The 26,006-nt window shown below is 70.1% G+C and carries 18 protein-coding genes; 8 read left to right on the plus strand and 10 right to left on the minus strand.

Features of this window, described 5'->3' with window-relative positions:
- Nucleotides 1-47: 47 nt before the first annotated feature.
- The gene (locus tag JGU66_25085; GenBank protein ID MBJ6764061.1) at nt 48-1,646 is read right to left on the minus strand and encodes an ATP-binding cassette domain-containing protein; all 1,599 of its coding nucleotides are present in this window, start codon (nt 1,644-1,646) and stop codon (nt 48-50) included.
- A gap of 199 nt (nt 1,647-1,845) precedes the next feature.
- Between JGU66_25085 and tgt the strand changes: the two genes are divergently transcribed.
- The 3 genes from tgt to JGU66_25100 all read left to right on the plus strand — a co-directional run bounded on the left by tgt (nt 1,846) and on the right by JGU66_25100 (nt 4,896).
- Complete coding sequence (gene tgt / locus JGU66_25090) at nt 1,846-3,015, plus strand: tRNA guanosine(34) transglycosylase Tgt (GenBank protein ID MBJ6764062.1); 1,170 nt, start codon at nt 1,846-1,848, stop codon at nt 3,013-3,015.
- 89 nt (nt 3,016-3,104) lie between these two features.
- Nucleotides 3,105-3,944 carry a peptidoglycan-binding protein gene (locus tag JGU66_25095; protein MBJ6764063.1) on the plus strand — a complete coding sequence of 280 codons (840 nt, stop codon included), beginning with the start codon at nt 3,105-3,107 and terminating at the stop codon, nt 3,942-3,944.
- A 106-nt stretch (nt 3,945-4,050) separates the two neighbouring features.
- A complete protein-coding gene (locus JGU66_25100) occupies nt 4,051-4,896 on the plus strand; it encodes a methyltransferase (GenBank protein ID MBJ6764064.1) in 846 nt (281 codons plus the stop codon).
- Here the strand turns inward: JGU66_25100 and JGU66_25105 are convergent.
- Nucleotides 4,847-5,464 (minus strand): DUF2378 family protein, encoded by a 618-nt coding sequence (locus JGU66_25105; GenBank protein MBJ6764065.1) that lies wholly within the window; start codon nt 5,462-5,464, stop codon nt 4,847-4,849. The genes JGU66_25100 and JGU66_25105 overlap by 50 nt on opposite strands.
- Nucleotides 5,465-5,544: 80 nt before the next feature.
- On the minus strand, nt 5,545-6,579 hold the full coding sequence (locus JGU66_25110; protein ID MBJ6764066.1) for a LysR family transcriptional regulator: 1,035 nt from the start codon (nt 6,577-6,579) through the stop codon (nt 5,545-5,547).
- A gap of 81 nt (nt 6,580-6,660) precedes the next feature.
- Between JGU66_25110 and JGU66_25115 the strand changes: the two genes are divergently transcribed.
- On the plus strand, nt 6,661-7,557 hold the full coding sequence (locus tag JGU66_25115) for an NAD(P)H-binding protein (GenBank protein MBJ6764067.1): 897 nt from the start codon (nt 6,661-6,663) through the stop codon (nt 7,555-7,557).
- A gap of 84 nt (nt 7,558-7,641) precedes the next feature.
- Nucleotides 7,642-10,401 carry a bifunctional acetate--CoA ligase family protein/GNAT family N-acetyltransferase gene (locus JGU66_25120; protein MBJ6764068.1) on the plus strand — a complete coding sequence of 920 codons (2,760 nt, stop codon included), beginning with the start codon at nt 7,642-7,644 and terminating at the stop codon, nt 10,399-10,401.
- Between the two features lie 19 nt (nt 10,402-10,420).
- Here the strand turns inward: JGU66_25120 and JGU66_25125 are convergent, their stop codons facing one another.
- On the minus strand, nt 10,421-12,142 hold the full coding sequence (locus tag JGU66_25125) for a protein kinase (protein MBJ6764069.1): 1,722 nt from the start codon (nt 12,140-12,142) through the stop codon (nt 10,421-10,423).
- 180 nt (nt 12,143-12,322) lie between these two features.
- On the opposite strand from JGU66_25125, the gene JGU66_25130 reads away from it, so the two are divergent.
- On the plus strand, nt 12,323-14,887 hold the full coding sequence (locus tag JGU66_25130) for a DUF3516 domain-containing protein (protein MBJ6764070.1): 2,565 nt from the start codon (nt 12,323-12,325) through the stop codon (nt 14,885-14,887).
- Nucleotides 14,888-14,938: 51 nt separating this feature from the next.
- Here JGU66_25130 and JGU66_25135 read toward each other — a convergent pair whose 3' ends face one another.
- The 5 genes from JGU66_25135 to JGU66_25155 form a co-directional block, all read right to left on the minus strand.
- Nucleotides 14,939-15,586 carry a hypothetical protein gene (locus JGU66_25135; protein MBJ6764071.1) on the minus strand — a complete coding sequence of 216 codons (648 nt, stop codon included), beginning with the start codon at nt 15,584-15,586 and terminating at the stop codon, nt 14,939-14,941.
- Nucleotides 15,587-15,600: 14 nt separating this feature from the next.
- Nucleotides 15,601-16,365 carry an endonuclease gene (locus JGU66_25140; GenBank protein ID MBJ6764072.1) on the minus strand — a complete coding sequence of 255 codons (765 nt, stop codon included), beginning with the start codon at nt 16,363-16,365 and terminating at the stop codon, nt 15,601-15,603.
- A gap of 152 nt (nt 16,366-16,517) precedes the next feature.
- Entirely contained in the window at nt 16,518-17,888 is a 1,371-nt protein-coding gene (locus tag JGU66_25145; protein ID MBJ6764073.1) for a peptidoglycan-binding protein, read from the minus strand.
- Between the two features lie 27 nt (nt 17,889-17,915).
- Entirely contained in the window at nt 17,916-18,578 is a 663-nt protein-coding gene (locus JGU66_25150) for a hypothetical protein (protein ID MBJ6764074.1), read from the minus strand.
- A gap of 109 nt (nt 18,579-18,687) precedes the next feature.
- Complete coding sequence (locus JGU66_25155) at nt 18,688-21,042, minus strand: immune inhibitor A (GenBank protein MBJ6764075.1); 2,355 nt, start codon at nt 21,040-21,042, stop codon at nt 18,688-18,690.
- A gap of 248 nt (nt 21,043-21,290) precedes the next feature.
- On the opposite strand from JGU66_25155, the gene JGU66_25160 reads away from it, so the two are divergent.
- Both JGU66_25160 and JGU66_25165 read left to right on the plus strand, forming a co-directional pair.
- Nucleotides 21,291-23,960: a phosphoenolpyruvate carboxylase gene (locus JGU66_25160; GenBank protein ID MBJ6764076.1), complete on the plus strand. Its 2,670-nt coding sequence runs from the start codon at nt 21,291-21,293 to the stop codon at nt 23,958-23,960.
- Between the two features lie 23 nt (nt 23,961-23,983).
- The gene (locus JGU66_25165; protein MBJ6764077.1) at nt 23,984-24,694 is read left to right on the plus strand and encodes a hypothetical protein; all 711 of its coding nucleotides are present in this window, start codon (nt 23,984-23,986) and stop codon (nt 24,692-24,694) included.
- A gap of 3 nt (nt 24,695-24,697) precedes the next feature.
- Here the strand turns inward: JGU66_25165 and JGU66_25170 are convergent, their stop codons facing one another.
- Nucleotides 24,698-25,936: an SGNH/GDSL hydrolase family protein gene (locus JGU66_25170; GenBank protein ID MBJ6764078.1), complete on the minus strand. Its 1,239-nt coding sequence runs from the start codon at nt 25,934-25,936 to the stop codon at nt 24,698-24,700.
- Nucleotides 25,937-26,006: the final 70 nt, after the last annotated feature.

Genomic DNA, 26,006 nt, shown 5'->3' on the forward strand with positions numbered 1-26,006 from the left:
GCGCGGACCGCTCGGGCGTCGTGGACCGACGCTCGAGCGGCGCGGTGCTACCGGCGCTTGAGCGCCGCGTCCGCGTGCTTCTCCCGGAACTCGGAGTAGGGGCCGTTGAAGTCGAGCACTTCCTTGCCCAGCTCGAGGCTCCACACGCGGGTGGCCACCTCGGAGATGAGTTCCTGGTCGTGCGTGACGACGATGACCGTGCCCTCGTACTTCTGGAGGCCCTCGGCCAGGGCGGCGATGGACTCGAGGTCCAGGTGGTTGGTCGGCTCGTCCAGCACGAGCACGTTGTCCTGCATGATCATCAGCTTGGACAACAGCAGGCGCACCGTCTCGCCACCGGAGAGGGTGTCCGTGTTCTTCATGCGCTCCTCACCGGAGAAGAGCATGCGGCCCAGCACGCCGGAGATCTCCTCGTTGGTGAGCTTGTCGTGCAGGTCGCGCAGCCAGCCGAAGCAGGTGGTCCCCTTGCGCACGACGCCGTGGTGGTCCTGCGGCAGGTAGCCCACGGATGCCTGGTGCCCCCAGGTGAGCTTGCCGGAGTCGGACTCGAGCTGGCCGGCGATCATCTTCACCAGCGTGGACTTACCCACGCCGTTGCGGCCGATGACGCAGATCTTCTCGCCCTTGCACACGAGCGCGTTGAACGGGCGGATGACGGGCGTGCCGTCGAAGCTCTTGCTGATGCCTTCGATCATCAGCGTCTGCTTGCCGCTCACGACCTTCTGATCGAACCGGATGAACGGGCGCGCGATGTTGGAGCGCTTCAAGTCCTCCGTCTTCAGCTTGTCGATCTGCTTGATGCGGCTCTGCACCTGCGAGGCGCGCGTGCCGGCGTGGAAGCGGGCGACGAAGTCCTGGAGCTGGGCGATCTTCTTCTTCTTCTCCGCCGTCTCCGACTCGACGCGCGTGCGCAGCTGCGCCTTCTGCCGGACCATGTCGTCGTAGCCACCCGTGTACTGGATGATGGCCTCGTAATCGATGTCCGCGATGTGCGTGCAGATGGAGTTGAGGAAGTGCCGGTCGTGGCTGATGGTGATGAGCACGCCCTCGTACTCGTGGAGGAACGTCTCCAGCCAGCGGATGGAGTCGATGTCCAGGTTGTTCGTGGGCTCGTCGAGCAGCAGCCCCTCGGGCTTGCCGAACAGCGCCTGCGCGAGCAGCACGCGCAGCTTCAGGCCACCGGTGAGCTGGCGCATGGGGCCCTCGTGGAAGGCCTCCTCGATGCCAAGGCCCGCCAGCAGCGTGGCCGCGTCGCTCTCCGCCGAGTACCCGTCCTCCTCGGCGATGACGCCCTCCAGCTCACCCAGCCGATTGCCGTCCTCCTCGGTGATGTCGGACTTGGCGAGCAGCTGGTTCTTCTCGTGCATCGCGGCCCACAGGCCCTGGTTGCCCATGAGCACGACGTCCAGCACGCGGTCGTTCTCGTAGCGGAAGTGGTCCTGGCGCAGGATGCCCAGCTTGCGGGGGCGGATGATGTTGCCCATGTCCGCTTCCTCGTCTCCCGCGAGGATCTTCATGAAGGTGGACTTGCCAGCCCCGTTGGGACCGGTGAGGCCGTAGCGGCGCCCGGGCGAGAAGGTGACGTTGACCTCCTCGAAGAGCTTCTTGGGCCCATAGGCCTTGGAGACGTTGATGACGTTGAACATGGCGGCGGCGTTGTAGCGGAAATGGCGCGGCGATCAACGGCGCGCGGTGAGAGCGTCACCGACAGGATGGCGGTGGACTCCCTGTAACCGCCCGAAGGGGCCGGAAAATGCCGGCCGGGCGCCGCGCCGGGGGGCGGACAGGGAGGCGGATGACAGGAAGCGGGTGTCCGATGGGCAGGGGCAGGTATAAGGCGCGGCAATGGCCGTCCGCTTCGAACTGCTCTCCACCGACCCCACCGGCGCCCGCGCGGGCATCCTCCACACCCGGCGGGGCTCGTTCCCCACGCCCATGTTCATGCCGGTGGCCACGCACGCCGGCTTCCGCCACCTGTCCATGGAGGAGGCCAAGGAGGCGGGCGCGATGATCCTCCTGGCGAACACCTACCACCTGATGCTCCGGCCGGGTGCCCAGGTGTTCAAGCGCTTCGGGGGCATCCATCCCTTCATGGGCTGGCAGGGCGGGGTGCTGACCGACTCGGGCGGCTTCCAAATCTTCTCCCTGCCGGAGGACCGCCTCATCACGGAGAAGGGCGCCCACTTCCGCAGCTTCCACGACAACAGCCGTCAGCTCCTCAGCCCCGAGTCGAGCATCGCCATGCAGCAGGCGATCAACTCGGAGATCATGATGGTGCTGGACGTGTGCATCGACTCGCGCACGGACGAGGCGGGCACGCGCGAGGCCATGGAGCGCACCCACCGTTGGGCGGTGCGCAGCCTGGAGGCCAAGGCCAAGGTGGACACCGGCCAGGCCCTCTTCGGCATCGTCCAGGGCGGCGTCTTCCCGAACCTGCGCGACGAGAGCGCCGCCTTCCTCACGAAGCTGCCCTTCGACGGGTTCGCCATTGGCGGGCTCGCCGTGGGTGAGACGAAGGCCGAGCGCGAGACGATGACGGCGCGCGCCACCGAGTCCCTCCCGCGCGACAAGCCCCGCTACCTCATGGGCGTGGGCACCCCCACCGACCTCATCGAGGCGGTGCTGCGCGGGGTGGACATGTTCGACTGCATCATCCCCACGAAGATGGCCCAGCAGGGCTATGCCTACACGTTCCAGGGACTGGTGCGCATCACCCGCTCCGTGTTCCAGCTCTCGGACGAGCCGCTCGACGCGACGTGCGACTGCTACGTCTGCAAGGGCTACACGCGCGGCTACCTCCAGCACCTCATGCGCGGCAAGCACCACCTGGGCTCGCGCATGCTGTCGGTCCACAACGTCCGCCACTACCAGATGCTCATGGCCCGGCTGCGCGCCGGGATCCTCCAGGGCACCTATGCCGAGGTCGCCCGGGAGCTGAAGGCCGCCATCGCCACCCCCAAGGACCTCAAGGACGAGGCGAGTGTTGCAAATGCGACACTCAAGGAAGTCGGCTAAAAGTCGTGCAAATGAAATAACCAGCAACGATCGCCTCTCAAGTTCCGATAAACGGGAGTGTTCTTTCCCGTTTTCCTGGAGGGGTAGTCATGTCGGTTACTTCTGCTTCCCGAGCCCAGTCCAAGACGATCACCACGCTGGGCAAGACCCCGGCCGCGACGAACAAGACGGCGACCTCGCCCTTGCTGAAGTCGGGCAGCCACGGCGCCAAGGTGTTGGAACTCCAGAAGGAACTGAAGGCGGCGGGCTTCAACCCGGGGGCGCTGGACGGCAAGTTCGGCCCGAAGACGAAGGCGGCCGTGGTGGGCTTCCAGAAGGCCCACCGCTTGACGCAGGACGGCGTCGTCGGGCCCAAGACGTGGGGTGCCCTCAAGGGTGACCGGTTCGAGCCCGCGCACAACAAGCCGCCCAAGACGGGTGGCAGCCACGGCGCGGGCGGCTCCACGGGCGGCAGCCAGGGCGCGGGCGGCGTCACGCAGCCCTCGAACGCGCCGCCGGGCGAGAAGGTCAACAAGATGCTGGCCGAGGCGGCCAAGCACATCGGCTTCCACGAGGGCGCGGGCAACGCCAACCCGTTCTCCAAGTTCTTCGGGCGCCCGGGCGAGGCGTGGTGCGCGGACTTCGTGAGCTACGCGGCCACGAAGGCGGGCCTGCACATGAACACGGCGTCCGCGCAGGGCGTGCAGGACGCCATCGCGAAGAAGGGCAACTGGAAGGGCCGCAACAACCCGCAGCCGGGCGACGCCATCACCTTCGACTGGCAGGGCAAGAACGGCCATGCCGACCACGTGGGCCTGGTGGAGAAGGTCTACACGAAGGGCGGCAAGACCTACGTCCAGACCATCGAGGGGAACTCGAGCGACCAGGTGCGCCGCAAGACCTACCTGGCGACCGATCCGGTCATCAAGGGCTACGGGAAGATCACCTGAGCGGCCCTCGCGCCCGTAGAATGGCGCGACATGTCACCTCTGAAGTCGAGCCCTCCCCACGGGGGAGGGTGCACCAGCGCGGGCCTGGCCCGGGTGGCCCCGCGCCATGGCTGAGTCCGAGAATCCCCGCGACGGTGAGTTCGAACTCGTCACCCTGAGGAATGGCTCCCGCGCCGTGCGCCACCTGGGGCACGGCGAGGTGATGCACCCCTCGGTGGGACCCTGGAAGGAGGCGCTCGGCCTCTACGTGGATCCGCCGCGTCTGGCGGACCGCCTGCGCCAGCCCGGCGCGCCCCTGGTCATCCTGGATGTGGGACTGGGGGCGGCCACCAACGCCGTGGCCGCGCTCACCCGCGCCAGGGAGCTGGGCGGCGAGCGGCGGCGCGAGCTGCACCTCGTCAGCTTCGAGGTGGACCTCGCTCCGCTGCGGCTGGCCCTGGCGGATCCGCAGGGCTTTCCCTTCCTCCAACCCTTCCGAGAGGCCGCCGAGGCCCTCATCCGGGACGGCCGGTGGGAGGAAGACGGCCTGCGCTGGGAGCTGAAGCTCGGGGAGGCCCGGGCGCACCTGCGCGGCCCGTTGCCGGTGGCCGACCTGGTGTTCTTCGATCCGTTCTCTCCGGCCTCCAACCCGGACATGTGGACCGAGCACGCGCTGGCCGAGGTGCGCCGCCACTGCCGCGAAGAGGGGGAGGGGGCCCTGCTGATGACCTACAGCGCGGCCACGCCCACGCGGGTGACGCTGCTGCTGGCCGGCTTCTACGTGGGAGCGGGGGCCGCCACGGGCACCAAGGGCGAGACGACGGTGGCCTCCACCCGGCGCGAGTCCCTGGACGCCCCCCTGGGAGCCCGGTGGCTGGAGCGTTGGAAGCGCTCCTCCTCCCGGGCTCCGCACGGCGCGGACCTTACGCCCGAGGTCGAGGCGCGCCTTCTGAGCCACCCCCAGTGGCGCTGAGGGCCGCCTCGCTGGGCAGCTCGGACCAGCGCACGTGGTAGGTGGCGGACGTGCCGTCGAACTCCTCGGGTAGCGACACCACGCGCTGCCCGCCGCAGAGCTCCACCGCGCGGGCCAGCAGCCCGGCCGCGAAGGTGGGCTGATCCGCCAGCACGTCGTTCATCCAAAGCTCCAGCGACGTGGGGCTGCGCTCAACGATTTTGACCTCACTGAAGTTGTTGCCGGCGCGAAAGCCGAGTCCCGAGCGCAGCAGGGCTCGGCGCGGCCCGGCGAGGCGAACGACGCCGAGCAGGGCGCGGCCGAAGAACGTCCCGAAGTAGGCGTCCATGAAGCGCTCGCCCAGCGAGTAGTACGCCGCCTCGGCGGGGACGCCGCCATAGACGTGGCCCGCGGCGATGCGCAGGAACTCGCGCCACTGCTCCAGGGTGTAGGCGCGCTCCAACTTTTGATCGAGGTCCAGGCCCGCCCGCCGCAGGTGCTCCCGACACGCGGGAGTCAGGCGGTTCTCGAGGGCGCGAACGAAGAGCGCCTCCACGGTTTGGGCGAAAACAAGCTTCTCTGGATTCATATCGCGCCACCCTACACCGAGCCGCCCATGCGATGCGCCCCCACCGGAGAACTTCCGTTCAGCGGCACTGGATGGGAGTGTCAGGAAGACTGCGTGATGCGGACGGGGCGTGAGGCTCGGGGCGTCCGAGACGCACCGGGATTCACACCCACGGCACGGGCCATGAGGCCGCGCAGCCACCGGTGGGCCGGGTCGTTCTCGAACCGCTCGTGCCACACCTGCCGGACGTCGAAGGTGCGGATGGGGATGGGCGGCGGGAAGACGTCGAGGGCGTGGTGGGGCGAGAAGGCCTCCAGCATCCGGCGGGGCGCGGTGACGACGCAGTCGGTGCGCTCCAGGATGGCGGGGGTGATGAGGAAGTACGGCAGGCGCAGGGCGATGCGGCGCGCCAGGCCGCGCTTGGCCAGCTCCACGTCCACGATGCCGGGGCCCTGGCCCTGCGGGCTGATGAGCAGGTGGGACAGCTTCAGGTAGGTGTCCAGGTCCAGCCCTCGGCGCACCGCGGGGTGGCCGCGCCGCACCGCGCAGAGGAAGTCCTCGGTGAAGAGCTTCTGCTGGCGCAAGAACGCGGGCGCCTCGGTGTGGGAGGGCACCACGGCGAGGTCCACCTCGCCGGTCTCCAGCAGGCTGGGGAAGCTCGACGTCTCCACGTGCCGCACCACCAGGTCGACTCGGGGCGCCTCTCGGCCGAGCAGCTCCATGGCGGGCGGCAGCATCACCGCGGCGAAGTAGTCGCGCGTGGCCACGGTGAAGCTTCGCGCGGCGGTGGCGGGCTCGAAGTCATGCTCGGCGCGCAGCGCGCGCTGCAGCTCCACCAGCCCGCGGTGGAGCGGGGCGGTCAACTGCGCGGCCCTCGGGGTGAGCACCATGCCGCCCCGTCCGCGGATGAGCAGCGGGTCTCCCAGGTGTTCGCGCAGCCGCGCCAGCGCGTGGCTCATCGCGGACTGGGTGAGGCCCAATTGCTCGGCCGCCCGCGTGACGTTGACCTCGGTCAGCAGCGCGTCGAGCGCGAGCAGCAGGTTGAGGTCGATGTCCGCCAGGTCCAGCTCGCGCGGCTTCGCGGGGGCGGCGCGGGTGCGCGGTGAGGTGGAAGCACGGGCATGCACGGGGCTCATGTCCACATGCGTAGCATGCAGTGGCTTCATGTGCAGCCCAGGGACAGATTGCCGCCATCCCGTCGTGCTTCGGAGGCAGTCATGTCATTCGTCGTCAACACGCCCAACGGCAACATCGGTCGTCCGCTCGTGCAGCGGCTCCTTCATGCTGGCAAGCGCGTCACCCTCATCAGCCGCAAGGCGGAGAAGGTGGCGGACCTGGTGAAGGCTGGCGCGCGGGTGGTGGAGGGCTCGATGGAGGACCGCGCGGTGCTGGACGCGGCCTTCCAGGGCGCCACGGCGCTCTTCTGGCTCAACCCGCCACCGAGCCGTCCGGACTACGTCTCCTGGTCCGAGGGCGTCGCCCGGGAGGCGGCGCGGGCGGCCAAGGCGCACGGCATCGGGCGCGTCGTGGTGCTGTCGAGCGTGGGGGCGCAGAACGGACCGGGCCTGGGCCCCGTCAGCTCCTTGCTCCCGGTGGAGAAGGCCTTCGAGGCGGAGCTTCCCAACGTCTACGCCCTGCGCGCGGGCTTCTTCATGGAGAACCTGCTGCACGATGTGACCGCGATTGCTCGCTCCGGCTCGCTGTTCACCCTCATGCCTCCGGACCAGAAGTTCCCCATGGTCGCGGTGGCGGACATCGCGGCGAAGGCGGCGGAGGTGCTGCTCGACGCCACGTGGACGGGACATCGCCAGGGCGGCGCGCAGGGGCCGGTGCACCTGTCGTTTCCCGAGGCCGCGGACATCCTCGCCGAGGCCCTGGGGCGCCCGGTGAAGTACGTGCGGATTCCCGCCGATGGCATGCGTCAAGGGCTGCTGGGTGCGGGGGCCCCCGCGTGGCTCGCGGAGGCCATGGTGGAGCTGTACGTCGGCGCGGGTGAGGGCCGGCTGGACGCGGCCGAGCCTCGCTCGAAGGACACCACCACGCCGACCCCACTGGCCCAGTTCGCGCGCACGGTGCTGCTGCCCGCGGTGGAGAAGGTGGCCCGGGCCGCCTGAGCTCGCGCGACTGACGACTGGCGCACGAAGCGGGCCGCCGGTCGTTGCATCCATCAGGGGGCATCCGCGAACAAGGGCGCGACCATGGACGAAACGCGCCCTGCCTCACGCTCGAAGACGGACCCCTCGCTCGACCTGCTGCACGCGCGGAGCCGCCGCCCGCTGGATGTCCTCTTCACGCCGCGCAGCGTGGCGGTGGTGGGGGCCAGCGAGCGCGCGGGGAGCGTGGGGCGCACCGTCCTGTGGAACCTGGTGAGCAGCCCGTTCGGCGGCACCGTCTATCCCATCAACCCGCGGCGCCCCCATGTGCTGGGCATCAAGGCGTGGCCCTCGCTGCGGGCCTTGCCCGAGCAGGTGGACCTGGCGGTCATCGTCGTCCCCGCGCCCCAGGTGCTGGACATCGTCCGCGAGTGCGCCGAGCTGGGTGTCCAGGGCGCCATCATCATCTCGGCGGGATTCAAGGAGACAGGGGAGGCGGGCGCGCGGCTGGAGCGCGACATCCTTCAGGTGGCGCAGTCCGCGCGCATGCGGATCGTGGGGCCCAATTGCCTGGGCATCATGCGGCCTCCCGGGGGACTCAACGCCACGTTCGCGCGCGGCATGGCCCGGTCGGGCAACGTGGCCTTCATCAGCCAGAGCGGCGCGCTGCTCACCGCCATCCTGGACTGGAGCCAGCGCGAGGCGGTGGGCTTCAGCGCCTTCGTCTCGGTGGGCTCGATGTTGGACGTGGGGTGGGGCGACGTCATCGACTACCTCGCGGACGACCCGATGACGCGCTCCATCCTGCTCTACATGGAGTCCATCGGGGACGCGCGCGCGTTCCTCTCCGCCGCGCGCGAGGTGGCCCTCACCAAGCCCATCATCGTCATCAAGGCGGGGCGCACGATGCAGGCGGCGCGGGCGGCCACGTCGCACACGGGCTCGCTGGCGGGCAGCGACGAGGTTCTCACCGCCGCGTTCCGGCGCGCGGGCGTGCTGCGCGTGGAGTCCATCGACGACCTCTTCCACATGGCCGAGGTGCTGGCCCGTCAGCCTCGGCCCTCGGGCCGGCGGCTCACGCTGCTCACGAACGCGGGAGGCCCCGGCGTGCTGGCCACGGATGCGCTCGTGTCCGGTGGCGGCGAGCTGGCGGTGCTGTCCGATGACACCCGCGCGAAGCTGGACGCGTTCCTGCCCGCGCAGTGGAGCCGAGGCAACCCCGTGGACATCCTGGGCGACGCCGACCCCGAGCGCTACGCGAAGGCCCTGGAGGTCGCGGGCGCGGACCCCAGCAGCGACGGCCTGCTCGTCATCCTCACGCCGCAGGACATGACCGAGCCCACCCAGACGGCGGATCGCCTCAAGCCCTATGCACGGCTCACGGACAGGCCGGTGCTGGCGAGCTGGATGGGAGGCTCGGAGGTCGCGGCGGGCGAGCGCATCCTCAACGACGCGGGCATCCCCACGTTCGGCTTCCCGGACACGGCGGCGCGCATCTTCAATTACATGTGGAAGTACACGGACAACCTCGCGGGCCTCTACGAGACGCCCACGCTGGCCGAGGAGCCCACGGGCAGCGGCCAGTCGGTGGCGCGCGAGCTGGTGCGCGAGGCGCGAGCCGCGGGCCGGGTGCTGTTGACCGAGTACGAGTCCAAGCAGTTGCTCGCCGCCTACGGCATCCCCACGGTGGAGACGTGGCTGGCGAGCCATGAGGACGAGGCCGTGGAGAAGGCCCGCACGCTGGGGTTCCCCGTGGTGCTCAAGCTGCACTCGCGCACGGTGACGCACAAGACAGACGTGGGCGGCGTGAGGCTGGACCTGTGGGACGAGCGGGCCGTGCGGGACGCGTTCGTGGGCATTCGCGAAGCGCTGGCGCAGCGGGGTCTGAGCGACGCGTTCGACGGCGTCACGGTCCAGCCGATGGTGCGGCGCGATGGCGTGGAACTCATCGTGGGCAGCAGCCTGGATGCGCAGTTCGGGCCGGTGCTGTTGTTTGGCGCGGGAGGCACGTGGGTGGAGGTCTTCAAGGACCGGGCGCTCGGGCTGCCGCCGCTCAACACCACGCTGGCGCGCCGGTTGATGGAGCGGACCCGCATCCACGAGGCGCTGCGCGGCGTGCGGGGCTCGGCGCCGCCGGTGGACCTGGGCGCGCTGGAGCGGTTGCTCGTGCGCTTCAGTCAGCTCGTCGTGGAGCAGCGCCTCATTCGCGAGCTGGACATCAATCCGTTGCTCGCGTCGTCCGAGCGATTGGTGGCGCTGGATGCGCGCGTGGTGCTGCATGGCCCGGAGGTGGATGAGTCCACGCTCCCGCCCCTGGTCATCGAGCCCTATCCGCTCCAGTACGTGGGGCGCTTCCGCATGCGAGATGGACAGGACCTGCTCCTGCGGCCCATCCGCCCGGAGGACGAGCCGCGCATGGTGAAGTTCCACCAGACGCTCTCCGAGCAGACCGTGTTCCTGCGCTACGCGGGGCTCATGAAGCTCAGTCAGCGCGTGGCGCACGAGCGGCTCGCGCGCATCTGCTTCATCGACTACGCGCGCGAGATGGCGCTCGTGGCGGAGCAGCGTCCCTCGCTTCGCGAGGCGGGGCCCATCGTGGGCGTGGGGCGGCTGACGCGGCTGCGAGGCACGCAGGACGCGGAGTTCGCCATCACCATCAGCGATGCGGTCCAGCGGCGAGGACTGGGGCAGGAGATGCTGCGGCGGCTCGTGGCCATTGGCCGCGATTGGGGATTGCGGCGCATCGTCGCGGACATCCTTGCGCGCAACCACGCGATGCAGCAGGTCAGTCAGGCGCTCGGGTTCCAAATCCTCCCGCACGACGAGCTGGCGCCAGACATGGTCAAGGCCGTGCTCGTGCTGTGAGGCCCTTGAGCCCCAAGCCTCACAGGTCGATGTGGTAGCGACGGCAGTACTGTCTCACGCGGGGCCGCTCGGACGCGGGGATGCGGGACCACTGGGCCTTGGCGTTGGCGAGGTCTCCCTGCCGGCAGTGCACGCGCGCAATCAATGCGTAGGACGCGCCCGTCACCTGCTTGCGCTGACTCATGCGGATGAGGCGCAGCGCTCCCTCGATGTCGTCCGCGGCCAGGGCCTGCTCCGCCGCCGCGAGGTCCTGTCGCACCGGCTCACTGATGCGCTCGGCGGTCGCGGGCCGGCTGTTGGGCACGGTGGATACGCGAGGCGCCTCGACTCGGGTGGCGACTCCGGGCGTCTCCTGCAAGGGATTGGTCGGAGGCGCCTCATGGTCGACGGCTTCGGGATGGGCCTCCGGTGCGGGATGGGCCTCTGGCACTTCATCCAGGCCGGGCTCGGGCTGCGCCACCTGGGCGGGATGGGCGTGGGCGTTCGGGGGCAGCTCCGTCTGCGGTTGCGTCGTCCCGGTCGGAGTTGGAGCCACGGGCGCGGGATGCGTGGTTGGCGCGTTGGGCGCGACACGGGGCGCTCCCGCGACGGCCGAGTCCCCGACGGGGGACCGCCACCACGCCGCCGCCGCGACGAGCCCGAGCACTCCGGCGACGACCCAGGGCAGGGCTCGGCGTCTTGCATGGGCGCGGACCCGGTCAGCGGGGGGCAGCAACGGCGTCGCGCTGGCGGGGCCGGGGGCGTCGGGCCTCGCGTTCTGGGTGACCGGCGTGGGCGGCGCGACGGGCGCGATGGGCTCGCTCGGAGGTGGGGCTCGCGGCGTGGTGGTGGGCCGGAGCGAGGGGGACGCGGGGGCTCGGAGTTCGAGCGGCGTTCCCGTCAGCTCCTCGATGAACGTGCTTGCGTCCGCCGGGCGGTCCTCGGGCCTCTTCTGGAGCGCGTGCAGGAGCGCGGCGACGACGGACTCGGGCAGCTCGGGGGCGAGCGTGGCGAGGTCCGCGGGCGGCTCATGGACGATCTGGTAGATCAGCTCCGCGACGGTGTCGCCCGCGAAGGGGCCTCGCCCCACGAGCATCTCGTAGACGATGCACCCGAAGGCGAAGAGGTCCGTGCGCGCGTCCACGCTGCTGTTGTGGCCCAGCGCCTGCTCGGGGGCCATGTACTGCGGCGTCCCCATCAGCACCGCGTCCAGCGTCTGCACCGTCTGCGAGTCGAGAATCTTGGAGATGCCGAAGTCGAGCAGCTTCACCTGCTCGGTGATTCGGCCCCCGGCCTCCGTGGGGATGAGGAACACGTTGCCCGGCTTGAGGTCGCGGTGGACCACGCCCGCGCGGTGGGCGGCCTGGAGCGCCGAGCCCATCTCGCGCGCCAGCGCGAGCGTCTCATGCAAGGGGATGCGCTTCTGCTTGCGCATCCGCCGCGAGAGGCTCTCCCCGCGCAGGTACTCCATCACCATGAACGGACTGCCATCCTCCAGGGTGTCGAAGTCCAGCACCTCGACGATGTTGGGGTGCGCCAGCCGCGAGGCAATCTCCGCCTCGCGCCGGAACCTCACCGGGATGTCCGCGGGCAGCGAAGCCGCGTGGTGCAGAACCTTGATGGCCACCTGCTTGCCCGGCAGCCGCAGGTGCCTCGCCAGGTGCACGGTGCCCATCCCCCCGCGCCCCAGCACCGACTCGATTTCGTAGGTCTGTCGAAGAATCGTTCCACGAGGAAGATCGTCAGCGGTCGAAGGAGTCATGGAAGAACGGAATTCTTGCGAATGCTTGGGTCGCTCTTAACTCGGGCCCCCCAGCTTGACCAGATGCGTCTGACATGGCGGGCCCGGTTGGCCAAGCATTCGTCCACCGTGCGGCATCTGGTGTCCGGAAGGCGTTTTTCCCGGTGGGGCAGGTCGTCCCCGCCTAGACTTTTCCTCCTGATGACGGCCCCATCCGACAACCGCGCCCCGCTCGCCGCCCTGCTTCCCCAGCGCGGGGAGCCTCCCCTGGACGCCGATGAAATCCTCAACCGCTTCGTGGGCTACGTGGCCACGAATGGCCTGAGCCTCTATCCGGCGCAGGAGGAGGCCATCCTGGAGCTGCTGGGGGGCAAGCACCTGTTCCTCAAGACGCCCACCGGCTCGGGCAAGTCGCTGGTGGCCACGGCGCTGCACTTCAAGGCCATGGCCGAGGGCAAGGTGTCCTTCTACACCTGTCCCATCAAGGCGCTGGTGAACGAGAAGTTCTTCGCGCTCTCGCACGCGTTCGGCCCGGAGAACGTGGGCATGCTCACCGGCGACGCGAGCATCAACCGCGACGCGCCCATCCTCTGCTGCACCGCGGAGATTCTCGCCAACCTGGCGATGCGCGACGCGAAGGCGCGCGTGGACTACGTCGTGATGGACGAGTTCCATTACTACTCCGACCGGGACCGCGGCGTGGCCTGGCAGATTCCGCTGCTCGCGCTGCCGGACACGACGTTCCTGCTGATGTCCGCCACGCTGGGGGACACGCACGTCATCGAGCAGAGCCTGGAGCAGCTCACCGGCCGCGAGGTGGCCACGGTGCGCAGCGCGCAGCGCCCGGTGCCGCTCGACTTCGACTACCGCGAGACGCCCCTGCACGAGACGCTGCAGGAGCTGGTGAGCCGGGGCCGCTATCCCGTCTACCTGGTGAACTTCACGCAGCGGGCCGCCGCCGAGCAGGCGCAGAACCTCATGAGCGTGGACTTCTGCACCAAGGAAGAGAAGGAGGCCATCCGTCAGGCGCTGCTGGACGCCCAGTTCGACACGCCCTACGGCAAGGACTTCCAGCGCTACCTGCGCCACGGCATCGGCATGCACCACGCGGGTCTGCTGCCCAAGTACCGCTTGCTGGTGGAGAAGCTCGCGCAGAACGGCCTGCTCAAGGTCATCAGCGGCACGGACACGCTGGGCGTGGGCGTGAACATCCCCATCCGCACGGTGCTCTTCACGCAGCTCTTCAAGTTCAACGGCGAGAAGCTGGCCACGCTGAGCGTGCGCGACTTCCAGCAGATCGCCGGCCGCGCGGGGCGCAAGGGCTTCGACACGCAAGGCAGCGTGGTGGCCCAGGCACCTGAGTACATGATTGAAAACATCCGCCAGGCCGCGAAGGAGGCCGCGGGCAAGAAGAAGTCGCCCAAGGCCAAGCCGCCTCAGAAGGGCTTCGTGCAGTACGACCGCAGCACCTTCGAGCGCCTCCAGACGGGCCTGCCCGAGCCGCTCGAATCGCGCTTCGAGGTGAGCCACGGCCTCCTGCTCAACCTGCTCCAGAGCGACAAGACGGAGGGCAGCGGCGGCTACCGGCGATTGGTGCAGTTGGTGATGCGCTCGCACGGCTCGGACTACCTGCGCCGCAAGCACCTGCGCACCGCCGCCTCGCAGTTCCGCACGCTGCGCGCGGCGGGCATCGTCGAGGTGGAGAAGGGGCACGACGGCTCGGGCGGCACGGTGAAGGTGGCCGAGGACCTCCAGCGCGACTTCAGCCTCAACCACACGCTGTCGCTCTACCTGCTGGACACGCTGGAGATGATCGACCCCGCGACGGAGACGTACGCGCTGGATGTCGTGACGCTGGTGGAGTCCATCCTGGAGAACCCAGACGTGGTGCTCTACGCGCAGCTCAACCAGCTCAAGGGCGAGAAGATCCAGGAGCTGAAGGCGCAGGGCATGGAGTACGACGACCGCATGGAGGAGCTGGAGAAGCTCGAGTGGCACAAGCCCAACCGGGACTTCATCTACGGCACCTTCAACGCGTTCGCGCGCAAGCACCCGTGGGTGGGCCAGGAGAACATCCGGCCCAAGTCCATCGTGCGCGACATGTTCGAGCGCTTCATGTCCTTCCACGACTACGTGCGCGAGTACGGCCTGCAGCGCAGCGAGGGCGTGCTGCTGCGCTACGTGGGTGACGTGTACAAGACGCTGCTCCAGGCGGTGCCGGAGCGCTTCCGCAACGAAGAGGTGGAGGACATCCTCGATCACCTCCGCGCGACCGTGCGCCAGGTCGACTCGAGCCTCATCGACGAGTGGGAGCGGATGAAGAACCCGGAGGCCGTCATCGAGGCCAAGCCGGTGGTGGACCTCAAGCCCAAGGAGCTCACCGAGGACCCCAAGGCCTTCGCCGCCCGCGTTCGAGAGGAGCTGCACCGCCTGCTGCGCGCCCTGGGACAGCGCCGCTACATGGACGCGCTGGGCATGCTCGACAACGCGCTGGGCGAGTGGACCGCGCCCAAGCTGGAGCAGGCCATGGCGCCGTACTTCGAGGAGCACAAGCTGGTGCTCCTCACCCCGCAGGCGCGCAAGCCGGCGCACACGCAGCTCAAGGAGGCGGGCCAGCGGCAGTGGGAGGCGCAGCAGCGCATCATGGACCCTGAGTCCCATGGCGACTGGGTCATCGACTGTGAGATCGACCTGCGCGGGCGCCGTCTGGATGACGGCCCCATCCTGATGCTCAAGCGGATTGGCGGCGTGACCGCCTGGAGCTGAGCCCCCGGTTCGCGGGGCGCACAGCGCGCGCCCCGCGAGCGGACGTGAGGCTCAGGCGCCTTGCGTCAGGAAGCGGAAGGGCTGCTCGCACTCGCGCGAGCAGCGGAAGAGGTAGCCCCGGCCCGCGTCACCGAACTCCAGGCCAAACGGCATGGCCGAGAGCTGAGCGACGAAGCGCATCGGCTCCTCGCAGCACATGGGCGCCGCGTCGCCGTTGAGCCAACCGGGCACGCCGCCGACCTTGCTCTCGGGGGCTGCCTCCAGCGCGCGGTCCAGGGCTTCCAACTGCGCGTCGGTGGCCTCGTTGACATCCACGGACAGCGCGGCGGTGTCCTCCTGGGCGGGCGCGAAGTTCAGCGGCCACTCCGCCTGGGGCACGCGCTTCGACGGGGTGCCCTCCACGCGAGGCTCGCCCGGGCGCACCGCCACGGCGGCGTTGGCGCCCGACTCCGAGTCCCAACGGAAGCAGACCGTCTCGGGGTTCTGGCACTGGAAGACGTGGACGCTGCCGAAGGGCGACAGGTCCAGCTTTCCGGGCACGTGCGGGAGCTGGAAGAGGAACTGCTGGGGCTCACCGCACTGCGCGCACACGGGCCAGTTCAACAGGCCCGTGGGCTCAGGGAAGCCGCCCACCTTGGCGAGCGGCACGCCGGGGCGGCCCGGAATGAGCGCCCACAGCGGCGCGAGGTTCATGGACATGAAACCTCGGGACTCTAGAAGTCCGCGATGCGGTCGGCCAGGGTCGAGTCGTCCACGAACGGGTTGCGGTTCTGCTGGTACTTCTCGATGGCGTCATTGCGGCTGCTCTCCGCCGCGTCCACCCCGTCCGCCTTGTTCCACTGCTTGAGGATGGCCTCGTCCTCGGGCGGGATGTGCTTGCTGTAGACGGTGGAGAAGTAGAAGAGGGCGCGCGCGACGTTGCCCTTGTGCTCATCGGGCGGCTCGAAGACGGTGCGGCCCTGGGCGTCCTTGCCGAACTTGGCGCCGTTCTGGCTCCACTTCACGTCCTTCACGATGCCGAACGGATAGTTGCCCCGGATGGAGTTCGCCTTGCTGTCCGTGGGGAACAGGTGGTGGAGATCCGCCTTCGCCGCGCCCGTGGCGCCCTTAGACTGGGGCCAGGTGTGCTCCACGTTCATGTCGCTGCTGGAGGGGATCTTCTTCGTGGTCACCTCGCGGCCGGTGTACACGCACTTCACCTTGCCATCGTGGTTGTCCAGCTCGGTGAAGATGACCTTGCGCGCCTGGTTGTAGCCGAGGTCCTTGTGCTGGGAGACCGCGTCGTGCAGCGCGCGGATGAGGGCCTGGTCCTTCAGCCCGTCGTAGCGCGGGTCCTTGCCGGCCGGCGTGAAGACGTCCACCGGGCGCTGGGACTTCTTGGGGGCCGCGGGAGCCTGGGTCGAAGGCTTCGCCGTGCGGGCCTCGGCGGGGGTCGCGGCGCGGGGCGCGGTCGTGGAGCGGGACGGGAGGATGGCCATGCGGTGCCTCGCAACAAGGTGAGCGATGACCCATTTTCGGCGCGACGCGGCGCGGGTTGCGTCCCCTGTGCGTTTTGTCACCCGCACGGCACGTTCTCCCGCGCTTCCCGACCCGGGGTGGGGGAGTGCCCGCACCCCAAGTGGGCCTTGGGCTACGAGAGCGGCGGCGGCCGGGCGCTGACCTCGATCATCCCGATGTTGCCGTCGATGAACTCGGCCAGCTCCTCGGGGGTGACCTCGATGGGGCCTCGGGGGCAGAGCGGATCATTCACCACGTAGTTGCCCTCGGGCGTCTTGCCCGCGATGGACACCCAGTGGTTCCCGAAGTTGTGGTCCATCAGGTAGTTGTCCGCGGCGCTGGCGGTGGGGCCCCAGGCCTGATGGTCGGCGTCATAGCCGAAGGGGTTTCCACCCAGGATGACGGGGTGTCCCCGCGCGAGCGCCGCGTCCACCGTCTCCGCGGAGACATGTGTCTTGCGCACGATGGTGGCGTCCGCGCCGGCCTTGTCGAGGCCCTTGGCCAGCTGATCCACCGTCATGGTGACGGACTCGTTGGACGGGCCGAGGATGCTGTCGCGCACGCTGTCGATGGTGACGCCCGCGTGGGCCGCGTCGGGGTGCTCCATGGCCCCCACCGCCGTGGCCGCCATGATGATGGACGTGGGGCCGCAGTCGTTGCCGCCGTAGTACTTGCTGCCGTCGTTGAACTCGGTGGCGCCTGTCTTGCCCCACTGCGCGACGTGGAAGGCCCGGGCCTCGTCGACGGAGCTGACGGTGCTGGGCGGGATGGGCGCAACCAGGTCCTTGCCGGACAGGTCCTGCACGCGCACCTCACCGCCGGGCATGCGCGTGATGGAGCCCTTCTCGAACTGCTGGACCCTCGCGCCGTTGGGGCCCGCCTCCAGGGGGCTCATGGGGCGGCCCAACTGCGCGCCATAGGCCTTCACGAGGAGATCCACCGTGGAGTCCGGCTTGGGATGCTGCGGGGCCTGCATGGCCGCGAGGGTGGCCGGACCAATGAACCCCGGCTTCTTCCCGTCCACGGCGGTGGCCACGTCCTGCTTGGGGCCGATTCCCTCGGCGGCCTGGAAGTTCGCGAGCGCCTTCTGCGTGCGCGGCCCGAACGTCCCGTAGGCCGTGTCCGTCATGTCCAGGTAGCCGGCGCGCACCAGGAACTCTTGCAGACGCGTCACCGGACCTCCCTTCTGCTTGTCCACCTGACCGGCCTGGAGGTCGGCCACGCCCGAGGCGTCCACCAGCGGGGTGACGCCGCCGCGCGGTTCGCGCTGGGCGAACGGGCCCTTCGTCGCGACGTCGATGAACTTCGCCACGCCTTCGAGCCGATGCATCGCGTCGCTGTTCACCACGCGCTCGAAGAGGTCCTGCGGCGTCGGCGGCGGGGGCTTGGGCTGCGGACCGTACTGGGTGCCCGGGGGCACCTTCGCCGGTGGACTCTGCGCACTCCCCAGGTTCTTCAGTGCCTGCGACAGCCTCGTGAACGGATTGTCACGGATCGACGGCATGCCTTCCCCCCCTCGGATGCGAGTCTTCTAAAGACGACTTTCGGACGTTTCCTTGAGCGCCGGCGGCGTCAGCGCGGACAGCTCGCCGCGAGCGTCGACGTCCGAGACCGGCACCTGGGCTTCCAGGTCCTCGCGCAGCGCGCGGGCCTGCGCCCACTGTCCCGCGGCCAGCTCGGCGCGCAGCAGCGCGAGCCCGGCCCGGAGCGTGCGGGGCGCATAGGGCGGCGCGCCATCCGCCACGCGAAGCCCTTCGTACAGTCGGGCGAGGTGCAGCCGGCCGGCCTCATCGAGCGGCTCGGTGTTCGCCCGCCGCACCAGCTCCACCGCGGCCTCGTCATCGACGCGCAGCCTTCCCGTGGCGGTCGGCGTGAGCGTCAGCTCCCACGCCTGGGCCGTGAGTTCCACGCGCTCGGGAGTACAGCGCACCTGGAGGCCCGCGTCCTCGAAGGTCCAGGCTCCGACGTGCGCGCGCGTGAGCGACTCACAGGTGGACGCGTCGCAGGTGTCGATCTGCTCCAGCCACACGCGGCCTCCCGGGGCGAGGGCGCAGGGCAGGGCGTCCGCATCCCTCAGGCGGGCCTCCGCCTCGTCGGGGCCCTCGGGTGGGGCGGATGAAGGCGCGGCGACCGCGGGGGTCGCGGCCAGCCAGCCGCACGTGAGGGTGAAAAGCAGACGGTGTGTCGTCTTCATGGCCACGGCTCCCGGGCGCGCACCATGACGGGCGCTCCCGGAAGCCGAGGATTGCAACGGCCGGGCCCGCGTCGAGGATGACGCGGCCCCGGCTCTTCACCGCGGCGGACTACTGCAGCTCGGAGGCCGAGTAGACGCGGACCTTCATCAGGTCAGCGGCCGGCTTCTCCTTGACCACCTCGATGACGGTGCCGGTGTGGGGCACCTTGACTCCGGCGTACGGCTGCTCGGGGTACCAGAAGGTGTTCAGGTCGTTGAAGATGGGCTCGGCGGGCATCGACGGGTAGTTCTCGCGCGGCTGGCCATTGGGCTTGATGGACAGGCCCAGGCTGGGCTGCACGCCGAACGTCGCGTCGTGGATCTGCACGCGGCCGGACCAGTAGCGGCCATCGGCGCGGCGCAGCGGGACGGGGCGCGAGTCGACGGGCAAGAGGCGGCCCTCGCCCGGGTGGTCATACACCTTGTTGTCCGACATGGACGTGTCCCAGTACGTGATGAGCAGGCCCTCGTTGTACGCGTAGCGCTCGGCCCACTTGGGCAGGCCGTCCGCGGAGAAGCCGTAGTTGTACGGGCCGGTCTGCAGCGTCTTGTCGTAGCCGAGGTAGCTCCGGTACTCGGCCAGGTAGTAGTTCTCGTAGTAGGTGTTCTGGCCGTCCGTGAGGCGGAACGTCGCCTGGTCCCACGCGTCCGCGCCGCTCTCCGCGCCGTCCGCGAAGAGGATCTTCTTGTCGGTGCTCACGCGCACCTCGTCGAAGAGGAAGCCCGTGCCGAACGAGGCGGGGTCCGTCTTGTAGCGCAGCTTGACGGTGACGCTGTGGCCCGCGTAGGCGCTGAGGTCGAAGCTCAGCGGCACCCAGCCGTTGGACGCGCCGGTGATGCCGTTGCCCAGGTTGTTGCCGTTGGGGTCGGTCTGCGTGCTCACCGACGAGGGCAGGTTGACGAAGTCGCCGTCATCCACCGCCAACGCGATGTAGCCGTAGTCCCAGTCCGGCTCCGTGTCGAACCAGGTCTGGAGCGACAGCGTCGCGGCCTGCTTCTTGGGCAGCTTGACGGTCTTCACCAGCACGACGTCCAGGTTGTTGCCCTGGCCGCCCTGCCACGCGTACGCGCCCGCGGCGGGAGCGGTGACGGGCTCGGGACGGGGCTTGAGCGGCAGGTGCACCAGCAGGCCCTGCGCCGCGCGCGAGTTCCACTCCGCGGGGCCCAGCGTGTGGTGCGAGCGCTTGCCCGCGAACGCCTCGTCGTAGTTCAGCCAGCCCAGCTGCAGCTTGTCCCAGGCGAAGAAGTCACCCGGGCGCGAGCCGATGTCGGTGGTGCCGTCGTTCAGGTACGAGCCGCTGGACATGATGCTCCAGAAGCCGGTGCCGTTGTCCGCCAGGTTCGTCGTGTCGTACTGGTCCGGCAGACCCAGGTCGTGGCCGTACTCGTGCGCGAACACGCCCAGGCCGCCGTTCTCCGGCTGCATGGTGTAGTCGCCCACCCAGAAGTTCACGTTCGGCGCGAAGCGCGTGCCGCCGTTGGGGTTGTTCGCAGGGCCGGGGCCGTCCGCGCTGGTGCGGTTGGAGTAGGCGAACCAGCGGTGGCTCCACACGGCGTTGGCACCTTGCGCGCCGCCGCCGACTTCCTCGCCCATGCCGGCGTGGACGATCTGGAAGTGGTCGATGTAGCCGTCCGGCTCGTTGAAGTCGCCGTCGCCGTCGTAGTCGTACCGGTCCCACGTGTCGAAGGTGGCCAGGTACGCGGAGATCTCCTCGGGCGTCTTGCCCGCGGCGATCTGGTTCTGCGTCCAGACGTGGATGGCGTCCGAGATGAGGGGCCACACGCCGCTGGAGCAGTTGCTGCCGCCGCACAGGTCATGGCCGTAGCGGGCCTCGTTGTACGGGACCTTCACCCAGTCCGTCACGACGCCGTTGATGGTGTAGCGACCCGAGGACGCCGCCTTGTAGTAGTTGGCCACCGAGTCGTAGCCGGGCGCATTCGAGAAGTAGAGGTTCTCGAAGTGCTCGCGGCTGTAGTCCGCCTGCCAGATGGTGGTGTTGTCCTTGGCGCGGTCCGGCGAGGCAATCTGGTTGTGCAGCGGTCCGGGCAGGTCGCCACCGGGGTTGGTGGTGGGGTTGCCGTAGACGGGGTGCACCTGGTTGCCGAACTCCACGAGGATGACGAACACCTTGTCCTCGCGCTCCAGCCCCAGCTCCACGTACTGGCCCTTGCCCAGCTTGTGGACCTTGCCATTGCCAAGGCCCTGGCCGCGCAACCGCTCACGCAGCGCCCGCTGCCGCATGGCCTTCTGCCGCTCACCCTGGGGGTGGGGCATGTCATCCGACACTTCAGGGGAGGCGCGCCGAAGCTGCGTCTGGGCCTCGGCTTCCATCTCCGGCTTCTCGTACCAGGGCTGCTCGGCCAGCGCCGCCGGCGCCGCCAGCGTCATCAGGCTCCATGCGAGCCACGGATTGGGCTTCCTCATTGCTGCTCCTCTTTCGGTGGGTGGGAAGGCGACCTCATGTCCATGTCCGTCCGGGGGGTAATCCGTGTTTCTAATTCGAAACATGAGGTGTTGGAAATACGACATAGGTGAAACAGTGCCGTATTAGCAGTCAGGTCCGACATGACCTCGATGTGCGAAATGTCGGATGGGGTGCTTCGTCGAGCGGTGGGCGGTGCGGGTGTTTTGGGACACGGGCGACAGGGCGAGGGGGTACGGTGCCTGGCGGTATGGCGCGCATTCGACCCGTGGATCCCCCGTTGCGGCGTGATGTCCGGCTGTTGGGCCGGCTGTTGGGTGAAGTGCTGGTGGAGCAGGAGGGGCCGGCGCTCTTCGAGTTGGAGGAGCGGGTGCGGCACCTGGCCATCCAGCGGCGGCGCGGGCCGATGGAGGGGCGGCGGGCGGCGGCGGCCGAGCTGGCCCAGGTGCTCCAGCGGCTGCCGCTGTCCCAGGCCGAGCCGGTGCTGCGAGCCTTCGCGGTGTACTTCCAGCTCGTCAACCTGGCCGAGCAGCATCACCGGATCCGCCGGGCGCGGGCCCACGCGAGCGAGGGCGTGACGCGTCCGCAGCGGGGCTCGCTGGAGGCGACGATGCGCGAGCTGAAGCGCGCGGGCGTGCCGCCGGAGCGGGTGCGCGAGGCGCTGGAGGCGATGCGCGTGACGCTGACGCTGACCGCGCACCCGACGCAGGCCGTGCGCCGCACGCTGCTGGAGAAGCTGTACCGGCTGGCGCAGCTATTGGAAGCGCGGGACCGCTGCCGCCTCACGCCGCGCGAGCGCGCGGAGAACCGGGCCGCCATGCGCGAGGAGATCACCGCGCTCTGGCAGACGGATGAGCTGCGGCGGGAGCGGCCCACGGTGGGCGACGAGGTGAAGAACGTCCTCTGGTACGTGGAGGAGATGCTCGCGGACGAGGTGGGCGCGGTGCCCGAGTCGCTCGGGTGGGCCTTCGAGCGCGCCTATGGCGAGCCGCTGGGGCCCGTGGCCACGCCGGTGCGGGTGCACTCGTGGGTGGGCGGGGACATGGATGGCAACCCGCTGGTGACGCCCGAGGTGTTCGCGGACACGCTGCGCGCGCACCACGCCCGGGGCCTTCGGCTGCTCTTGCGCGAGGTGGCGCGGCTGGGCGGCATGCTGTCGCAGTCCGTGCGGCACGTGCACCCGGGCGAGGCGCTGGAGCGCTCCCTGGCGGACGACGCGCGCGAGCTGCCCGAGGTAGCGAAGCTCCAGGGCGCGCGCACCGAGGGCGAGCCATGGCGGCGCAAGCTGCGCTTCATGGAGGAGCGGCTCCTGCGGGGGCTGCGCTTCGTCGAGGCGCGGCGGCAGGGCCTGGACGCGCGGCTGCCGGAGGCGGCGTACCACTCGCCCGAGGCCTTGATGGCGGACCTGGGCGTGCTGGAGCGCTCCCTGGCCGAAGCCCGAGGTGCCCAGGCGGGGCTGCGCGAGGTGCGGCGCATGCACGAGCGCGTGCGAGCCCTGGGGCAGGGGCTGGCCGAGCTGGAGATCCGCGCCCCCGCCGAGGACGCGGTGAGCGCCACGCGGGCCGCCGAGGGAGGTCCGCCCGCGAGCGAGGGCGGCGCGCGATTGATGGCGGTGCTGGAGCGCCTGAAGGAAGCGCAGGCGGTGGGGAGCGAGGCGGTGTGCCGCACGCTCATCCTCAGCATGGCCAGCACCGCGGAGGACGTGCTGGCGGCGCTCGCGTGCGCGAAGCGCGCGGGCCTCTGGGACGACGCGCGCGGGTGCGCCACGGTGGACGTGGTGCCGCTGTTCGAGCAGTTGGGGGCGCTGGACGCGGGGCCGGAGGTCCTGCGCGCGCTCTTCGCCAACCCGGTGTACCGCCAGCACCTGCGCGCCCGGGGCGTGCAGGAGGTGATGGTGGGCTACAGCGACTCGGGCAAGGAGGTGGGGCTCCTGGCGGCGAGCGCGGCGCTGTACCGGGCGCAGGTGGCGCTGACCGAGGTGGCGCGCGCGCACGGCGTCACGCTGCGGCTGTTCCACGGCCGAGGCGAGACGGTGGCGCGCGGCGGGGGCCCGGCGCAGACGGCCATCCTCGCGCTGCCGCCCGGCACGGTGGCGGGCGCGTACAAGGCCACGGAGCAGGGCGAGGCCATGGACCACAAGTACGCGCGGCCGGAGCTGGCGCGGCGCACGCTGGAGTTGGTGCTGGGCGGCGTGCTGCTGCACACGCTCGATGCGCAGCCCCGGCCCCCGCCCGACGAGGAGGCCACCTACCGCAAGGCGTTCGACCAGTTGGCCGAGGACGGGCGGCGCGCGTACCGGGCGCTGGTCTGGGACGAGCCGCGCTTCGTGCCGTTCTTCATGGCGGCCACGCCCGTGGAGGAGATCGCCGCGCTGCCCATCGGTTCGCGCCCGAGCAAGCGCAAGGCGGGAGGACTGGAGACGCTGCGCGCGATCCCCTGGAGCTTCGCGTGGACGCAGTCGCGCGCCATCCTCCCGGGCTGGTACGGCGTGGGCACGGCGCTCGAGGCCATGGCGGCGCGGCCTGGCGGCGCGGCCCTGTCCCAGCGCATGTATCGGGAGTGGCCCTTCTTCCGATCCGTCATCGACAACGTCACCATGGTGCTGGCCAAGGCGGACATGGCCATCGCGTCGCGCTACGCGGCGCTGGCTCCCCCGGAGACGCGCCTGCTGTGGCGCACCATCCGCGCCGAGTACATGCGCACCCGGCGGCAGGTGAAGCGGCTGACCGGCGAGGCGCGGCTGCTCGACAACATGCCGCAGCTCCAGCGCAGCATTTCGTTGCGAAATCCCTACGTGGACCCCATGTCCTTCCTCCAAGTGGAGCTGCTGCGGCGCAAGCGTGAGGGGAGCGGGGAGGTCGATCGCCCGCTGCTGCTGACCCTCAACGGCATCGCCGCGGGCATGCGGAACACGGGCTAGGGCTCGAGAAGGTGGACGACGGGATGGCGTCAGGGACGTTCACGGTGGTGGAGCTGAACGCGAAGCACGGCTTCGCGCTGCTGCGGCCGGAGGAGGGCGGGGAGGCGGTGCCCACCTCGCTGTATCCGGACTCGGAGGCGGGCGGTCCCTCGGTGCATCAGCTGCGCGTGGGGGACCGGGTGAAGGGCCTGCGCCGCGGGCGGACCGTCTCCGAGGTGACGTGGGTGCAGAAGGCGCCGCCGCCCTACGCGGAGGTGGAGCGGATGGGCGAGCTGCTCGCGCTGCTGGAGCGCTGGGAGCTGCACCTGCCCTTCGAGGCCGTGGCGCTCGCCGAGCACCACTGGCGCGACAGCCGCGAGCACCCGCTGGAGGACGCGCTGCTGGCGCAGCTTCCGACCTTCCTCGACCGGGGCGGCACGCATCCCTACGAGGACGCGGGGCTGCTGGAGCGTCTGGTGGGGGCGACGCGCCGGTACCTGCCGGAGCTGGCGGTGCATCCGGTGGCGGGGAAGGCCGCGTTCCGAGTGGAGCCGGGCGCGGTCGAGGTCGAGGCGCCTCGGGCTTCCGGGGAGGCACCGGGCCCCACCTTCGCGCCGCTGCTCGCCGAGGTGAACGCGCGGCTGGCGGCGCACGGTGCGCCCGTGCGCTGGTTGGCCGTGGGCACGGACTGGGTGCTGGCTCCGCCCGCGCTGGTCGAGGTGCTCGGGCGGTTCGGCGTGCTCGGCGCGCGCTGAGGCTTACAGGCCGCCCTTGGCGCGCAGCATGCGGACCACCTCGGCGGCCATCACCTGGTGGCCTTGCTCGCTCGGGTGGATGCCGTCCACGGCGAGCCCGGGGAGGAACAGGTCCGGGTTGCTGGGCTGGCGCGTGACGGCCTCCAGGTCGATGACCGTCGCGCGCGAGAGCTGGCGGATCCACGCGTTGAGCGCGTGGCGTTGGGCCTTCACCTGCCCGTAGTCGCCATAGTGCGTCTTCTCCTTGGGCAGCAGCGTGCCCACCCAGAGGCGACAGAAGGGCTCCAGGCTGTCGAGCATGCGCGTCATCCGGTCCTCCAGCTCCGCCACGCTCAGGCCGCTGCTCAAGTCATTGGTGCCCAGGAGCACGATGCAGTCCGTGACGCCCTCCATCGAGAGCACCTCCTGCTGGAGGTTGAGCTGGGCGTCCCAGAAGCCCTCGCCGGACACGCCCGAGTTCACCACGGGGATGCCGAGCTGCTGCTCCGCCAGCGACGGCCACGCCTTGCGCGTGTCGCTGTGGCTGCTCATGTAGCCCTCGGTGATGCTGTCCCCGATGGCCACGAAGGCGCGTCCTGGCGGTCCCTCCACGTCCACCGTGGCCACGCCCACGGCCTTCTCCCACGGCGCTCCGCCCAGGGGCCCCTGGGTCATCGCGAACGCTCCGGCGCGCGCGAAGCTGCCGGGGAAGGCGTCGATGGTGCTCGCGGCCACGTTGCCCTGGGCCTCGAACGAGATGATCACTTCGTCGGACACCGTCACCGGAAACGCGACGGGGTCCGACGTCACCAGCGTGCGAGCCCCCGTGGCGAAGCCCGCCGAGCCTCGGAACGCGATGGTCACGGGCGCCGAGGCGAGCGCTCCGGTGTCGTCTCCCGCTCGGGCGATGGAGGCGCGCTGGAGCGTGAGGTTGCCATCCCCCGCGCGGAACGTGATGCGCACGCGGTCACCCGCACGGCCCACGCGCAGGCGCAGGCGGAACGTCGTCAGTCCATCCGTGGCGATCGAGCCGCGCAGGGCCTGATGAAAGCCCGGCTGGAACGTGGGCTTCGGCGCGGGCGGTGGCCGGGGCGTGGTGTGTTTCTCGTCACGCAAGTCCAGCACGGGAGTGGGCTCCAGCGGTGCCTGGGCCGCGTCCTGCGAGGTGCGCGACGACAGGCTCGCGGCGATGGACTCCGCGCGCGAGGTGTCTCCTCCCAGGCCGCATGCAGCCAACAGCCCGAGCGTCCCCACGACTCCCATCAGCCTGTTGTTCCACGCCATGTCGCCACCTCCCGGCGCGTCCCGATGCACGCGGACTGCCAAGGACGGC

This window comes from Myxococcaceae bacterium JPH2 (genome assembly GCA_016458225.1).
Classification (GTDB): domain Bacteria; phylum Myxococcota; class Myxococcia; order Myxococcales; family Myxococcaceae; genus Citreicoccus.